This is a genomic window from Microbacterium sp. E-13 (genome assembly GCF_049912955.1).
GTDB lineage: Bacteria > Actinomycetota > Actinomycetes > Actinomycetales > Microbacteriaceae > Microbacterium.
Window position 1 is genome coordinate 374,778 of record NZ_CP183973.1, and the last position, 14,972, is coordinate 389,749.

A 14,972-nucleotide genomic window follows, 5' to 3' on the forward strand; every position below is an offset into this window, starting at 1 on the left:
CGGCGGCACGTCGACGAAAGGGGTCGGGCTCGCGCCCGCACCATGGACTTCAAGAAGATCACTCGCAACCCGCTCTTCTACGTCCTGCTGATCGGGGTCTTCCTCATCGTGGGGTTCACGCTCATCTCGAGCCTGAACGGCGCGAAGCAGATCTCCACGCAGGAGGGGCTCGAGCTGCTCTCCGGTGACACGGTCACCGAGGTCGTCAACACCGACGGCGATCAGCGCGTGGACATGAAGCTCTCCAAGGAGTACGAGGGCGCCGGCGACGTGCAGTTCTATTACGTCTCGGCTCGTGCCGACGAGGTCGTCCAGGCGGTCAACGCCGCCGACCCTAAGGACGGCTTCAACGACGCCGTGCCGCGCGCGACCTGGTTCGACGGCTTCATCTCGCTGCTGCTGCCGATCCTGCTGCTCGGTCTGCTGTTCTGGTTCCTGCTCTCGAGCGCGCAGGGCGGCGGCAGCAAGGTCATGCAGTTCGGCAAGTCCCGCGCGAAGCTCGTGACGAAGGAGATGCCGCAGGTCACCTTCCAGGACGTCGCCGGCTCCGACGAGGCGATCGAAGAGCTCGAGGAGATCAGGGACTTCCTCAAGGACCCGTCGAAGTTCCAGGCCGTCGGTGCCCGCATCCCCAAGGGCGTGCTCCTCTACGGCCCTCCCGGAACGGGCAAGACGCTCCTCGCGCGCGCCGTCGCGGGCGAGGCGGGTGTGCCCTTCTACTCGATCTCGGGCTCGGACTTCGTCGAGATGTTCGTCGGCGTCGGCGCCAGCCGCGTGCGCGATCTGTTCAACAACGCCAAAGACAACGCGCCGGCGATCATCTTCATCGACGAGATCGACGCTGTGGGCCGTCACCGCGGTGCGGGCCTCGGCGGCGGGCACGACGAGCGCGAGCAGACCCTCAACCAGATGCTCGTCGAGATGGACGGCTTCGACCCCAAGGCGAACGTCATCGTCATCGCGGCGACCAACCGCCCCGACATCCTCGACCCCGCGCTCCTGCGCCCGGGCCGCTTCGACCGTCAGATCGGCGTGGACGCGCCCGATCTGCAGGGCCGCAAGAAGATCCTCCAGGTGCACGGCCGCGGCAAGCCGCTCGCCGACGGCGTCGACCTGGAGGTGGTCGCCCGCAAGACGCCCGGGTTCACGGGCGCCGACCTCGCGAACGTCCTCAACGAGGCCGCGCTCCTCACCGCCCGCTCGAACGCGCAGCTCATCGACAACCGCGCGCTCGACGAGGCCATCGACCGCGTGCTCGCCGGCCCGCAGCGCCGCACCCGCGTGATGAAGGACAAGGAGAAGCTCATCACGGCGTACCACGAGGGCGGTCACGCACTCGCGGCGGCGGCGATGAACCACACCGACCCGGTCACGAAGGTCACGATCCTTCCGCGCGGCAAGGCGCTCGGCTACACGATGGTGCTCCCGCTCGACGACAAGTACTCCGTCACGCGCAACGAGCTGCAGGATCAGCTCACCTACGCGATGGGCGGCCGCGTCGCGGAGGAGATCGTGTTCCACGACCCGACCACCGGCGCCTCGAACGACATCGAGAAGGCGACGAACATCGCCCGCAAGATGGTGACCGAGTACGGCATGACCGGCGACATCGGCCCGGTGAAGCTCGGGCAGTCGTCCGGCGAGGTCTTCATGGGCCGCGACATGGGTCACGGCCGCGAGTTCTCGGAGCGGGTCGCCGAGCGGGTCGACGCTCAGGTGCGCGACCTCATCGAGCAGGCCCACAACGAGGCGTACGAGGTCATCAACGCGAACCGCGACGTTCTCGACAAGCTGGCGCTGGAGCTGCTCGAGAAGGAGACGCTCGACCACCTGGAGCTCGCCGAGATCTTCAAGGACGTCAAGCGGCTGCCGCCGCGTCCCCAGTGGCTGTCGAGCGAGCAGCGTCCGCCGTCGACGCTGCCCCCGGTCGACGTGCCCCAGCGTCGCGACGAGGCCGGGCTCGCTGCGAGCGTCGAGGCCGAGCAGCCCGCGGCCGAGAAGGCGCCCAAGCGCCGCCCGAGCGGGCAGGCGCGGCCCGCGACCGCGTAGGCTCGGGCCGTGGCCGTCGATCGTGACCGCGTCGCCGCGCTCGTGCGGGAGTTGCTCGAGGCGATCGGTGAAGACCCCGAACGCCCCGGTCTGAAGCTCACGCCCACGCGTGTCGCCGACGCCTACACCGAGTTCTTCTCGGGGGTGGGCGAGGATGCCGCGAGCCCCCTCGCGCACACCATCTCGGTGACGCGCGGACCGGCCCCCGACACGCTGCCGTCGGGCGCCGTGATGCTGCGCGACATCCTCTTCCGTTCGGTCTGCGAGCACCACCTGCTGCCGTTCCGCGGCCACGCGCACCTCGCCTACCTCCCGGGGGAGCAGGTCGTCGGCCTCGGCGCCCTGCCGAAGGTCGTCGAGATCCTGTCGTCGAGGCCCCAGGTGCAGGAGCGCCTCGGCGAGCAGATCGCCGATGTGATCGCGGCATCCCTCGACGCGCGGGGCGTGCTCGTCGTGCTCGAGGCGACGCACGAGTGCGTGACGATGCGCGGAGGGCGCCAGCCGGATGCCTCGACCGTGACGATCGCGGCACGGGGCGAGCTCGCCGAGCCCGCGGCCCGCGCCGAGCTGATCGCGCTGATGGGGGCCGGCCGCTGATGACGACGCTCATCATGGGGATCGTGAACGTCACGCCCGACTCCTTCAGCGACGGCGGACGCTACGCAGATGCGGAGTCCGCCGTCGCCCACGGGCTGCGGCTCCGCGCAGACGGCGCCGACATCCTCGACGTCGGAGGCGAGTCCACGCGACCGGGCGCCGAACGGGTCGACCCGCTGGTCGAGCAGGAGCGGGTGCTGCCGGTCGTGCGCGCCTTCGCCGACGCCGGGGTTGCGGTGAGCATCGACACCATGAACGCCTCGACCGCGCTGGCCGCCGTGGCGGCGGGCGCGCGCATCGTGAACGACGTCTCGGGCGGCCTCGCCGACCCCGAGATGCTCGCCGCCGTCGCGGGCACCGAGGCCGACATCGCGATCGGGCACTGGCGCGGGCATTCGACCGACATGTACGCGGGCGCCCACTACGACGATGTCGTCGACGACGTCGTCGCGGAGCTGCGTCAGCGGATGGATGCTGCGGCCTCGGCCGGCATCGCGCCGACGCGCGTGATCCTGGACCCGGGGATCGGATTCGGCAAGAAGGGCGCTCAGAACTGGGCCATGCTGCGCGGGCTCGACCGCCTGGTCGGGCTCGGGCCGCGCGTGCTCGTGGGCACGAGCCGCAAGCGGTTCCTCGCCGAGGCGCTCGCCGACGACTCCGCCGATGCGGGGGAGGCGCGCCGCGATCTGGCGACCGCGGTGACGAGCGTGCTCTCCGCCCAGGCGGGCGTCTGGGCGGTGCGGGTGCACGATGTCGCCGGCACGCGCGATGCTCTCACCGTGGCACGCAGCTGGCAGGAGGGGAGCAGGTGGACTTCATCGACGAGATCACGCTGACCGGGGTGCGCGCTTTCGGGCGGCACGGCGTCTTCGAGGAGGAGCGGCGCGAGGGTCAGGAGTTCGTGGTCGACGCGACCCTGTACGTCCGCACCGCCGAGGCCGCGGCATCCGATGACCTCGCCGACACCGTGAACTACGGCGCGGTGGCCGAGCGGATCGTCGAGCTCGTGGGCGGGGAGCCGCTGAATCTCATCGAGGGCGTGGCGGCGCGCATCGCCGACGACCTCCTCGGGCACGAGCTGGTGCAGATGGTCTCCGTGACGATCCACAAGCCGCACGCGCCGATCACCGTTCCCTTCGCCGATGTCTCGGTCACCATCCGCCGCTCGCGGCCGGCGGAGCCCGTGGGGACGGTGGGCTCGTGAGCCGCCGGCTGGCACAGGGCTTCGACGGCGACCCCGACCGCCGTCCCCGCGAAGCGGTGGAAGCGGTTGTGGCCCTCGGTGCCAACCTCGGCGACCGGGCAGAGACGATGGCCGCCGCGATCAAGGACCTCGCCCGGGTGCCGCTCGTCGACGCGGTGCGCGTGTCGGAGCCGATCGAGTCGGTCGCGCTGAAGCCGGAGGGGCCGGATGCCTCGGCCCCGGCGTACCTGAACGCCGTGGCGATCCTCACCACACGGTTGGCGCCGTCGGTGCTGCTCGGGTATCTGCACGCCATCGAGCAGCGTCACGGCCGCGTGCGCTCCCTGGGGCGGTCCTCGCATGAGCCGGGGTGGGAGGATCGCACGCTCGACCTCGACCTCATCGCGTACGGAGACGTCACGAGCGACGACCCCCGCATGCTGCTGCCGCACCCGCGCGCCGCCGAGCGCGACTTCGTGCTCGCCCCATGGCTGGCCGTCGACCCCGACGCGGTGCTCCCGGGCGTCGGTCGTGTCGACCGGGCGCTGCGGCGCCTGCGTGAGGCGGGCGGGCGATGAAGCGGACGGGTGCGGGCGTCCTGGTCGTCACGGCGGTACTCGGCGTCGCGGCGGGGTTCCTCGTCGATCAGGTCCTGACCTCGGCGGGACGACCCACGTTCACGCCGGCCGTCACCCTGCCGATCCTCCTCGTGCTGCTCGGCGCGGTCGTGGTGGCTCTCGCGGTCCCGATCCGGCGTGCGACCCATGGGAGCTCGACGGCGAAGGTGGACCCGTTCCGTGCGGTGCGCATCGCCATGCTCGCGAAGGCCTCGAGCATCGTGGGCGCGGCGCTCGGCGGGCTCGGCGCGGGGCTCTGGATCTTCCTGGCGACCCGGCCGGTGCCCCCGTCGCTAGGCTCGTTGGGGACGGTCATCGCGACGACCGTGTGCGGCGCCCTGCTGGTCGCCGCGGGTCTCGTCGCGGAGCACCTCTGCACCATCCGGAAGGACGACGATGACGAACAGCCCGGAGGCGACGACCCCGGACTCCAGCCGCGAATCCACGATCACTGACGCGGGGTCGTTCGAGCGCATCGCGGAGCCGCGCTCGGAGAACCGGCTGGCTCTCCAGGGAGGGGTCTGGCACCAGATCTCGCCCAAGTATGTGACGGTGCAGTTCATCTCGACCGGGTCGTTCCTGCTGCTCGTGATCGCCGCGACCCTCGTGCTGACCCTCCTGATGCATCAGCTGTGGGCGTCGATCCCCGGTGGGATCCTCACGGTGATCCTCGCCTGGACGCTGATCATCCTGCCGCGGCAGTCGCGCTCGATCGGGTACCAGCTGCGCGACGACGACCTGGTGTTCCGCCGGGGCATCCTCTGGCAGCGTTTCGTGGCGGTGCCGTACGGCCGCATGCAGCTCATCGACATCACACACGGCCCGCTCGACCGCGGGTTCGGCATCGCCCAGCTGAAGTTCGTCACGGCGGCGGCCGCGACGGGCGTCGTGATCCCCGGCCTTGCCCAGTCGACGGCCGAGACGCTCCGCGACCACCTCGTGGCGGTCGCCGAGAGCCGGCGCACGGGGCTATGACCGACCCGCTGCCTCCCACCGACCCGCTGCCTCCCACCGACCCGGAGGCGCGCGCGACGACGTCGGCCGTGCCCTCGACGACCCCCGCCGGCCCGGCCGCGCCCCCGTCGCAGTTGGTGCGATCACCCCTCAGCGACGGAGAGTGGCACCGCCTGCACCCGCTCACCCCGCTGCTCCGCGGCGGTCTCTTCCTCATCGTGGTCATCGGTGTCGTGCTGGCGAATCTCCGCGACCGCCTGGTGTTCATCTTCCTGCCGTGGCTTGCGCCCGGCGTCGGCGACGAGGTCGTCGAGTGGGAGAGCGTCGGCGGCGATCCGATCGACTTCATCGTCGCGAACGACCTCTACCTCCTGGCCGGGGTGGCCGTCCTCGTCGTGCTCATCGTGCTCGTCACGGTGTTCTACACCTCGTGGCGCTTCCACACGTTCCGCATCACCGGCGACGACGTCGAGGTGCGCAGCGGCATCTTGTTCCGCACCCAGCGTCGTGCGCCGCTCGACCGTGTGCAGGGCGTCAACCTCACGCGACCGATGATCGCGCGGCTCCTCGGGATGGCCAAGCTCGAGGTGGTCGGCGCGGGTGCCGACGCGAACGTCAAGCTCGAGTACCTCTCCACCGCCAACGCCGAGGCGGTGCGCGCCGACATCCTGCGCCTCGCCTCCGGACGGCGGCTCGCCGCGACGGCAGCGGGGCAGGCCGGTCCGGCGAGCCCGCGGCCGGCCGGCAGGGTGGCCGCGCTCGGCCAGACCGTGGGGCGGGAGATCTCCGGGCTCATCGAGGGGCCGGAGGCTCCCGTCGCCGAGATCGAATCGGTCGTGCACATCCCGCTCGGCCGGCTCGTGGCATCCCACGTCCTCAGCATGTCGACGGTCGGTCTGCTGTTCGCGATCGTCGCCATCTCCATCGGCGTGAGCCAGGGAGTGACGTGGCTCCTGCTCGGCTTCGTGCCCGCGATCATCGGTTTCGGGGCGTACTGGGTGCGCTCCATCGTGCGCTCGCTCCGGTACTCGATCGCGCCGACACCCGACGGCGTGCGGATCACCTTCGGGCTCTTCACCACGATCACCGAGATCGTGCCTCCCGGGCGCGTGCACGCGGTCGAGGTGTCGCAGCCGATCCTCTGGCGCCCCGCCGGCTGGTGGATGATCCGCATCAACCGCCTGACCGGGCGCAGCGCCGCAGACTCCAGCACCGATCAGTTCACGACGGTGCTGCCGGTCGGCACCGCCGCGGACGTGCAGCGGGTGCTGCGGCTGCTGCAGCCGTCGATCCCCGACGACGAGCGCGCGCTCGTGGTGCAGCAGGGCATGCTGGGCCCGACCGGGGCCGACAGCTTCACCAACACCCCGCGGCGCGCCTGGTGGATCCGGCCGCTTTCGTATCGCCGCAACGGGTTCCGTCTCACCGACGACATGCTGCTCATGCGACGGGGCCTGGTCTGGCGCAAGCTCGTGATCCTGCCGCTCGCGCGTCTGCAGAGCCTCGGCCTGTACCAGGGGCCGCTCGACCGCGCGTCGCGCGTGACGAACGTGCGGGCCCACGTCGTCAACGGTCCCGTGTCGCCCTTCCTCGCGGCCGTCGATCGCGACGCCGCCCTGGCCCTGTTCGACGACGTCGCCCGCGGGTCGGTGCGCGCCGCGCTCGCCGACCGCACCCACCGGTGGGCGCAGGAGGAGAGGGATGCCGCCGCCCCCGCCGGCGCACCCTCGCTGCCCGTCCAGACGGCGCCGCGGGTCGCGGGCGGGACGCCGCTCGAGGGTCGCGCATGACTCGCGAGGGACGCCTCGGCGTCGGTGTCATCGGGGCCGGACGCGTCGGCCCGGTGGTCGGTGCCGCGCTCGGCGGCGCCGGCCATGCGCTGGTGGGAATCACCCGGGGCTCCGATCCGGAGCGGGTCGAGGCGATGCTGCCAGGGGTGCCGGTGCTCGATGCGACCGAGGTCGCCCGGCGCAGCGAGCTCGTGATCGTGGCGGTGCCGCACGACCAGCTCGAAGGCCTCGTCGCCGGTCTGGCGGAGGTCGGGGCCTGGCAGCCCGGGCAGCTGGTGCTGCACACCGATCCCGCGTGGGGCACCGGCATCCTGTCTCCTGCCGTCGCCAAGGGCGCCATCCCGCTGGCCGTGCATCCGGCCATCGAGTTCAGCGGCACGTCGATGGACCTGCGCGCCCTCGCCAGCGCGTACGCGGCCGTCACAGCGCCGGGCCCGGTGCTGCCGATCGCCCAGGCGCTCGCGGTGGAACTGGGCTGCGAGCCGGTCGTCATCGACGAGGCGGCCCGCCCCGCATACGCGGAGGCGATCGCCACGGCGCGGGACTTCTCGCGGTCGATCGTGCGGCAGGCGGCGGCCCTGCTGGCCGAGGCGGGAGTGCCCCAGCCCGGATCGTTCCTGTCGTCCCTGGCGCACACGACGATCGACCACGCGCTGGCGGAGGCCGGCTCGGGGCCGGCCGATCTGCCCGATACGATCCAAGGATGATCAGCACCATCGACGGGCTCCGCGCCCGCCTGGCCGAGGTGCGCGCGGCGGGGCCCGACGCCCGCGTCGCGCTCATCTCCACCATCGGCGCGCTGCACGACGGCCACATCGACCTCGTCCACCGCGCACGCGAGGTCGCCGACATCGTCGTGGTGTCGCTGTTCGTCAACCCGCTGCGGTTCGCCTCGCCGGCAGAATTCGCCGCCTACCCCCGCACGCCGGAGGAGGACGAGCGGCTCCTCGAGTCGCTCGGGGTGGAGGTCGTCTTCGCGCCCGATGCGGGCGAGCTTCTTCCGAACGGCCCGGCCACGACGAAGGTCAGCGCCGGAGATCTCGGGCTCCGCTACGAGGGCCGCGCGCGCCCGTTCTACTTCGACGGGCTCCTCACCGTCGAGGCGAAGCTGTTCCACCTGGTGCGGCCCGATGTCGCCGTGTACGGCGACCGCGATCGGCAGCGCGTCTTCCTCGTGCGTCGCATGATCCGCGACCTGTTCTTCGACATCGAGGTCGCCACGGTCGAGACCGTCCGCGGCGACGACGGGCTGCCGGTCTCGACGCGGGTGGGCATGCTCGAGGGCCGTGATCTCGCCGCCGCCGCCCTGCTTCCGGACGCCCTCGACGCGGCGGCCGCCAACGCCGACCGTGGCGTCGACGCCTGCATCGCCGCCGCGCAGTCGACGCTGATGGGCGAGCCGCGCATCCGGCTGGAGTACCTGAGCGTGGTCGACCCGGCGACCTTTCTCCCGGTCGATGAGGGCAGCAGCGGGCCCGCGCTCGCTCTGATCGCCGCAACGGTGGCGGGGCAGCGATTCATCGACAACGCCGAGATCTACCTGGGCTGACGGCACGGCGGGGGCCATCAGTCCCGTCGCAGCTCGTTCCCGGGCCTCGCGCTGCCCGAACCTGCATCCGCGCCCGGTGCATTCTGGCGCGTGTGCTGGTTTCGGCGGCGTGAGGGTGGCGCCGGTGCGGGCGTGGCGTGAGGAGCGGCGCCGCGACGGTGGCGGGTCACCGCTTGATCGGCGACGCGGACATATACCTGGGCTGAGGCTCGCCCCACCCAGTGAGAGAACAGCGGGTGGACGAGAGGCAGGGGATCCCCCACCGTCTCGTCCACCCGCTGGGGTCGGCCGGAGGTCAGTGAACCGCGTGGCGGCGCATCGCGACGCCCGCGCCGAGCGTCGCGATGAGCACCGCGGCGGAGAAGACGAGGAGCACGGTGGTCTCGCCGGCGGACGAGACGGTGAGCCCCACCAGGAGCACCGGCGCGACGAGGCCTCCGTACGCGATCAGGAAGAGGAGCGCGAGGGTCTCGCCTCGTCTGTCGGGGGCGGCCAGGGCGCCGGCTGCGGCGATCGCGGAGCGGAACATGATGCCGGCAGCAGCCCCGGCGACGATGCCTCCCAGGATGAACAGCGCGAGCACGGGGATCAGTGCGCCGGCGGCGATCGACACGAGCCCGCCGGCGAAGCACGCCATCGCGATGAGCAGCTGCGTGCGCTGCGGAACGCGGACGAGGAGCAGCTGAGAGAGCGCCGCCGCCCCGAACACCGCGAAGACGGTGGCCCCGTCGACGAGGTGGTCCGACACGTGGAACGTGTCGTGGAGGAACGTCGGAGCCAGAGACGTGAACAGTGCGAAGAGCGCGAACGACGCCGCGGCTCCCGTGCTGGCCGCGGCGAAGACCGCACCCGACGTCGACGGGAGCGCCAGCCGCTGAGGTCGGTACGCCGGACGCCGCGCCGAGGTGTCGACGGTCTCGGGCACGTGGCGCAGGACGAGCGCGGCGACGACGAAGAGCACCAGGAACAGCGCGTGCGGCAGCTCCAGCGGGTCGGGAGCGAACTCGGCGAAGAGGCCGCCGACGAGCGGCCCCAGCGCCAGGCCGCCCAGGTTGGCGGCTCCCGCCACCGAAGCCGCGAGGACGGGGCTCTCGCCGGGGCGGGCCCGCGCGCGCAGCTCGGCGAGGTGGGCGGTCGCTGCAGCGCTGAGCGCGCCCACGCTGACCCCGTCGACGAACCGGGCCACGATGAGGCCCGGCACGGCGCTCCACACCAGGAAGACGATCGCCGCGAGCGCCGAGACCAGCACCGCGATCACGGCCATCCGCCGCCGACCCGCCCAGTCGCTGATGTGACCGATCAGGAACAGGCTGAAGACCACCCCGACCGCGAACGCCGCGAAGATGAAGGTCACGACGGGAACGGGGAAGTCGTCGGCCGCCTGATACAGGGGGTACAGCGGCGTCGGCACCGTGGCGTAGGCGGTGACCGTCGTGAACGCAGCCGCGACGACCCAGAACCCGGCCAGATCCGACATGGTGCGACGAGCTCGTGGCATGGCGCCGTCCGATCGGTCGAGGTGGTGCGTCCGAAGGCCCTCCGACCCTACTGCGCCCGCCCGGGCGGGGCCAGGGTGGGTCTCGCGCCCGCGCGCATCGCCGGGAAGGCCCGGCCCGGGTGGCCCGCTCGGCCTCCTCCCGGGCGGTACTCACCACCTCGGTAGACTTGAGGGTCCGCGTTCTGCGGCGAACACCCCCACCGAGGAGCACACCCCGTGAGCGACACGACCGCGCCTGACGAGCCGACCGAGGACGACGTCTTCGAGCAGAAGGCCGTGCGGCTGGCCAAGCGCGAGCGGCTGATCGCGGAGCGGACGGATGCCGCGGGCGGGGCGTACCCGGTCAGCCTGCCGATCACCGACACGATCCCGGCGCTGCGCGAGCGCTACGGCGACCTCGAGGCGGGGGCCGAGACCGGCGTGACCGCCGGCGTCGCGGGCCGCGTCGTCTTCAGCAGGAACACCGGCAAGCTGTGCTTCGCCAGCCTTCAGGCCGGAGACGGCAGCCGCATCCAGGCGATGGTGTCGCTCGGCGCCGTGGGCGACGAGTCGCTGCAGGCCTGGAAGGAGCTGGTCGACCTCGGAGACCACGTCTTCGTCTCGGGCGAGGTCGTCTCCAGCCGTCGCGGTGAGCTGTCGATCATGGTGTCGGAGTGGCGCATCGCGTCGAAGGCCGTCCTCCCGCTTCCGAACCTCCACGCCGAGCTCAGCGAGGAGAGCCGCGTGCGCAGCCGCTTCCTCGACCTGATCGTGCGCGACCGGGCGCGGGAGACGGTCATCGCCCGCGCGAAGGTGAACGCGAGCCTGCGCCAGACGTTCGCCTCGCACGACTTCATCGAAGTGGAGACGCCGATGCTGCAGGTGCAGCACGGCGGGGCGTCTGCACGCCCCTTCATCACCCGCTCGAACGCGTTCGACACCGACCTGTACCTGCGGATCGCGCCGGAGCTGTTCCTCAAGCGGGCCGTGGTCGGTGGGATCGACCGCGTCTTCGAGATCAACCGCAACTTCCGCAACGAGGGCGCCGACTCGACCCACAGCCCCGAGTTCGCGATGCTCGAGGCGTACCAGGCCTACAGCGACTACAACGGCATCGCCGACCTCACGCAGGAGTTGATCCAGAACGCGGCGATCGCGATCGCCGGCTCCACGACGGTCGTCTGGGCCGACGGCACCGAGTACGACCTGGGCGGTCAGTGGGACCGCCTGTCGATGTACGACTCGCTCTCCGAGGCGGCCGGTCGCACGATCACGCCCGAGACCCCGTTCGACGAGCTCGTCGCGCTGGCCGAGTCCGAGGGCGTCGATCTGCCCCCGCACGCCATCCACGGCAAGCTCGTCGAGGAGCTGTGGGAGCACTTCGTGAAGCCGGGACTCCGCCGGCCCACGTTCGTGATGGACTTCCCGGTCGACACCAGCCCGCTCGTCCGCGAGCACCGCTCGATCGCGGGGGTCGTCGAGAAGTGGGACCTGTACGTGCGCGGCTTCGAGCTCGCGACCGGCTACTCCGAGCTCGTCGACCCGGTCATCCAGCGCGAGCGATTCGTCGAGCAGGCCAAGCTCGCCGCCCGCGGCGACTTGGAGGCGATGCGCATCGACGAGGAGTTCCTCCGCGCGCTCGAACACGGCATGCCGCCCACGGGCGGGATGGGCATGGGCATCGACCGCCTGCTCATGGCGGTGACCGGACTCGGCATCCGCGAGACGATCCTCTTCCCCCTTGTGAAGTAGAGCGGCGCGAGGGAGGGCGGCGAGCGGCGTCATCGAGCCGCCCGCCGAAAGGCCCAGTCGGGCAGATGCCCCGCCTGCACGAACGAGAGCACGATCTGCGACAGGCCGTGCTCGGGCTCGATCTCGCACGCCAGCTCGGCGTACGCCCCCGCGTGGGTGGACCGCCCGAGCGCCCACGAGAGCCACGCGCACATCGCCAGGGGACCCGGTCGCAGCTCCCGAGGCGCCACCGCCGCGGCGTGTCGCGCGAGGGCGAGTGCCGCCTCGAGGCGCGCGATCTCGGGCGGATCGCCCTCGCCCCACATGCGCATCGCGAGGTGGGCGGGGTACTCCTCGCCCGATTCCCAGCGCAGCTGGGCCTCGAACGCCTCGTCGCCGTCGATGACGGTCCCGCTCCACTGCACGAGCGCGACATCGCGCAGCGACGGGCGCGCGAGACACCAGACGAGCGCGGCGGCGTCGTAGGGGTCGGGGTCGGTCGGCGGCCACGTGAGCACGTCCTCGAAGAAGCCGGGCAGGTCGTCGAACCGGCAGACCGTGGCGAGGGCACGCGGGTCGACCCGGTCTGGCGCGTCGGTGACGGATGCCTCGTCCTCCGGCTCGCCCGACACCGACGCGGGCACGGGGCCGAGGTCGCCGGCGACCTCGCCCTCCTCGGGGGCATCGCCGGCTGCGGACGCCGCGTCGGCCGGGTCGCCCGCGTCGGGTCCGCACAGCACCGCCACCGCCCGGCCGAGCGATCCCACGGCTTTCGCCACGCGATCGCGCTCCTCCGCCGACGGCGCGGGCAGCTCGGAGCCCGATCCCTGGTGCTCTGCGGGCTCGGGGACCCCGCCGGGGCCGGCCCAGTCCAGCTCTCCGAGCGGTCGGCCCTCACCCGGGCAGTCGCGGTCGCGGAACGAGCCCCACCCGTCGGCGGCGACGCAGAGCAGGTCGGTGACGCGCAGGCCGCACGCGTCGGCGCGGCCCTCGAGCGCGGCGAAGAGGTCGCGGCGCGGCATCCGTCCCTCGTCCTGGAACCTTTCGTCGGTGTAGGCGATCGCGGCGACGGCGTCGGCCTCGGCGAGCCGGCACGCCATGCCGGTCACGGTGGCGGCGACGCGGTCGGTGGACTCGCTTCCCGCCTCGGGCAGGTCGAATCTCATCGCGCCGAGGCTGCGCGCGCCCGCGAAGGGGATCACGACCAGGCTCTGCGCCGGGTGGTAGCCGAGCATGCGGGGGACGAAGGACAGGAACTGCGCGGCATCCGCGGCTTTCACGACGGTCGGGGTCATGCGACGACTCTGACGAGCGGACCGGGGCCGCCGGGACCCCGGAGCCGCATTCTGTGCAGAGCTCGCCGGGAGACGCCTCGGTGGAGGAGAGGGCGATGGCACGGCGTATCCTGGAAGGCATGGATTACTGGGTCGCGGCGCTCTGGACGCTCCTGCCGACCGTCGTCGTCTCGCTCATCTTCTTCTTCGTCATGCGCAGCGTGATCCGCGCCGACCGCACCGAGCGCCGCGTCTACGCGAAGCTCGAGGCCGAGGAGCGCGCCCGCCGCGGTCTTCCCGCCAAGACGGCGACCGGCGTCAGCCCCGCCGAACACTGACGGTCGCCGACCGCTGACCCGCCGGCCGGGTGCGACTCGTCCGCCCGCCGCCCCGCGCATCAGCGTTTCGAACCGTATTGCGCGCCACGACGAGGCCGCTACACTACTCGCATTCTGGGTGACCGGTTCTGGGGGACACGGCGCCCCTCCCGAAAGGGCAGGTACGCCGATGCGCGACCTCGTCACCGCGCGTCCGCGGCGTCTTCACGACGACGAGGGCAACATCCGGGTTTCCGTCGACGTCGAGGACTCGCCGCCGCTGTGGTTCTCCGTCGCCGCCGATCATGCCGAGCTGCTGAGCGATCGGGCGGACCACGTCGCGGTGGCGCTGCTCCTGCCGGCGATGCGCTACGGCCGCGACCTGCGCATCGGCGGGGTGGTGACCGACAGCCTGCTGCACCGGCTCAATCACGACGTCCAGGCTCTCGTGCGCGACGTCCACCCGCAGTACCGCGCGGTCACGGTGACGGCGGACGAGAGGGCGCCGGCGCTCGCGACCGCATCGGGGGTGGCGACGGGGTTCTCGGGCGGCGTCGACAGCTTCGCGACGCTGACCGAGTACGCGTCCGGCGCGGGAGTGCCGGCGACCCTCCGGGTCACGCACCTGCTCAACAACAACGTGGGCGCCCACGGCGACGGGGGACGCACGCTGTGGCGACGGCGCGTCGACGCGCTGCGGCCGGTGGCCGCCGACCTGGGACTGCCGTTCGTGCGGGTCGACAGCAACCTCGACGAGCACTACCCCCGGATGGGCTTCATGCAGACGGTCACGCTGCGCAACGCCGCGGTGATGCACCTGCTCGGCGGCGGGATCGGCCGCTCGTACCATGCCTCCGAGGGGACCTTCCGCCACCTGCGCATGCCGCCGCCGCACGGCGACATCAGCCTGGCCGGGGCGATGCTCTTCCCGCTGCTGTCGACGCCCGGTCTCACGCTGGAGTCGACCAGCTCGGGGATGTCGCGGATCGAGCGGACGCTGGCACTCGTCGGCCGCCCCTACTCCCGTTACCTCGACGTCTGCATCGACGCCGACTCCGACCGGGAGACGAACTGCTCGCGGTGCTGGAAGTGCATGCGCACCATGCTCACCCTGGAGATCGCGGGACGGCTCGACGACTTCGTGCCCGACGTCTTCGTGCGCGGGCCGTACGAAGCACGTCGTCCGCAGTACTACGCGGAGCTGATGTCGTCGGTCGAGCCGAACGACATCGAGCTGGTCGAGTTCGGCGACCGGAACGGGTGGAAGTGGGGTGCGCTCGCCCGGGGCCGCGCGGCGGCGCGGCGCGCGAAGCGGTGGGCGCGCGAGAGGGCCCGGGTGCTGCGCTGACGCTGCTGCGCTGAGGCTGACGCGCCCGCGGACGGTCGCAGCCGGGCCGTGTCGGCGCGCCCGATACGCTAGGCGGACTGCCCGGT

At 72.1% G+C, this 14,972-nt stretch carries 15 protein-coding genes; 13 read left to right on the forward strand and 2 right to left on the reverse strand.

The features are described 5' to 3' along the window. Nucleotides 1-42 precede the first annotated feature (42 nt). Genes ftsH through panC form a run of 10 tightly spaced genes read left to right on the forward strand, consistent with a single transcriptional unit; the run spans nt 43 to nt 8,739 of the window. The gene (ftsH, locus tag ACN9MP_RS01775; protein WP_426323382.1) at nt 43-2,049 is read left to right on the forward strand and encodes an ATP-dependent zinc metalloprotease FtsH; all 2,007 of its coding nucleotides are present in this window, start codon (nt 43-45) and stop codon (nt 2,047-2,049) included. A 9-nt stretch (nt 2,050-2,058) separates the two neighbouring features. Further along, a complete protein-coding gene (gene folE / locus ACN9MP_RS01780) occupies nt 2,059-2,646 on the forward strand; it encodes a GTP cyclohydrolase I (protein ID WP_426323384.1) in 588 nt (195 codons plus the stop codon). Then, nucleotides 2,646-3,482, forward strand: coding sequence for a dihydropteroate synthase (gene folP, locus ACN9MP_RS01785; protein WP_426323386.1), 837 nt, complete (start codon nt 2,646-2,648; stop codon nt 3,480-3,482). The genes folE and folP overlap by 1 nt, the downstream gene beginning before the upstream one ends. Next, on the forward strand, nt 3,455-3,850 hold the full coding sequence (gene folB, locus ACN9MP_RS01790; RefSeq protein WP_426323388.1) for a dihydroneopterin aldolase: 396 nt from the start codon (nt 3,455-3,457) through the stop codon (nt 3,848-3,850). Before folP ends, folB begins: the two co-directional genes overlap by 28 nt. Continuing rightward, a complete protein-coding gene (folK, locus tag ACN9MP_RS01795) occupies nt 3,847-4,407 on the forward strand; it encodes a 2-amino-4-hydroxy-6-hydroxymethyldihydropteridine diphosphokinase (protein ID WP_426323390.1) in 561 nt (186 codons plus the stop codon). Before folB ends, folK begins: the two co-directional genes overlap by 4 nt. After that, the gene (locus ACN9MP_RS01800) at nt 4,404-4,901 is read left to right on the forward strand and encodes a DUF3180 domain-containing protein (RefSeq protein ID WP_426323392.1); all 498 of its coding nucleotides are present in this window, start codon (nt 4,404-4,406) and stop codon (nt 4,899-4,901) included. The genes folK and ACN9MP_RS01800 overlap by 4 nt, the downstream gene beginning before the upstream one ends. Continuing rightward, entirely contained in the window at nt 4,843-5,421 is a 579-nt protein-coding gene (locus ACN9MP_RS01805; protein ID WP_426323394.1) for a PH domain-containing protein, read from the forward strand. The genes ACN9MP_RS01800 and ACN9MP_RS01805 overlap by 59 nt, the downstream gene beginning before the upstream one ends. Further along, entirely contained in the window at nt 5,418-7,190 is a 1,773-nt protein-coding gene (locus tag ACN9MP_RS01810; RefSeq protein ID WP_426323396.1) for a PH domain-containing protein, read from the forward strand. Before ACN9MP_RS01805 ends, ACN9MP_RS01810 begins: the two co-directional genes overlap by 4 nt. After that, nucleotides 7,187-7,897, forward strand: coding sequence for a DUF2520 domain-containing protein (locus ACN9MP_RS01815; protein ID WP_426323398.1), 711 nt, complete (start codon nt 7,187-7,189; stop codon nt 7,895-7,897). The genes ACN9MP_RS01810 and ACN9MP_RS01815 overlap by 4 nt, the downstream gene beginning before the upstream one ends. After that, nucleotides 7,894-8,739 carry a pantoate--beta-alanine ligase gene (gene panC, locus ACN9MP_RS01820; protein ID WP_426323400.1) on the forward strand — a complete coding sequence of 282 codons (846 nt, stop codon included), beginning with the start codon at nt 7,894-7,896 and terminating at the stop codon, nt 8,737-8,739. The genes ACN9MP_RS01815 and panC overlap by 4 nt, the downstream gene beginning before the upstream one ends. Nucleotides 8,740-9,034: 295 nt before the next feature. On the opposite strand, the gene ACN9MP_RS01825 is transcribed toward panC, so the two are convergent. Next, a complete protein-coding gene (locus ACN9MP_RS01825; RefSeq protein ID WP_426323402.1) occupies nt 9,035-10,216 on the reverse strand; it encodes an MFS transporter in 1,182 nt (393 codons plus the stop codon). A 237-nt stretch (nt 10,217-10,453) separates the two neighbouring features. On the opposite strand from ACN9MP_RS01825, the gene lysS reads away from it, so the two are divergent. Continuing rightward, a complete protein-coding gene (gene lysS / locus ACN9MP_RS01830) occupies nt 10,454-11,968 on the forward strand; it encodes a lysine--tRNA ligase (RefSeq protein ID WP_426323404.1) in 1,515 nt (504 codons plus the stop codon). 29 nt (nt 11,969-11,997) lie between these two features. Here the strand turns inward: lysS and ACN9MP_RS01835 are convergent, their stop codons facing one another. Next, nucleotides 11,998-13,242 carry a DUF4192 family protein gene (locus ACN9MP_RS01835; RefSeq protein ID WP_426323406.1) on the reverse strand — a complete coding sequence of 415 codons (1,245 nt, stop codon included), beginning with the start codon at nt 13,240-13,242 and terminating at the stop codon, nt 11,998-12,000. 95 nt (nt 13,243-13,337) lie between these two features. Here ACN9MP_RS01835 and ACN9MP_RS01840 point away from each other — a divergent pair, with 95 nt between their 5' ends. Both ACN9MP_RS01840 and ACN9MP_RS01845 read left to right on the forward strand, forming a co-directional pair. After that, a complete protein-coding gene (locus tag ACN9MP_RS01840) occupies nt 13,338-13,559 on the forward strand; it encodes a hypothetical protein (RefSeq protein WP_426323408.1) in 222 nt (73 codons plus the stop codon). Between the two features lie 169 nt (nt 13,560-13,728). Beyond that, nucleotides 13,729-14,886 carry a hypothetical protein gene (locus ACN9MP_RS01845; RefSeq protein WP_426323410.1) on the forward strand — a complete coding sequence of 386 codons (1,158 nt, stop codon included), beginning with the start codon at nt 13,729-13,731 and terminating at the stop codon, nt 14,884-14,886. Nucleotides 14,887-14,972: the final 86 nt, after the last annotated feature.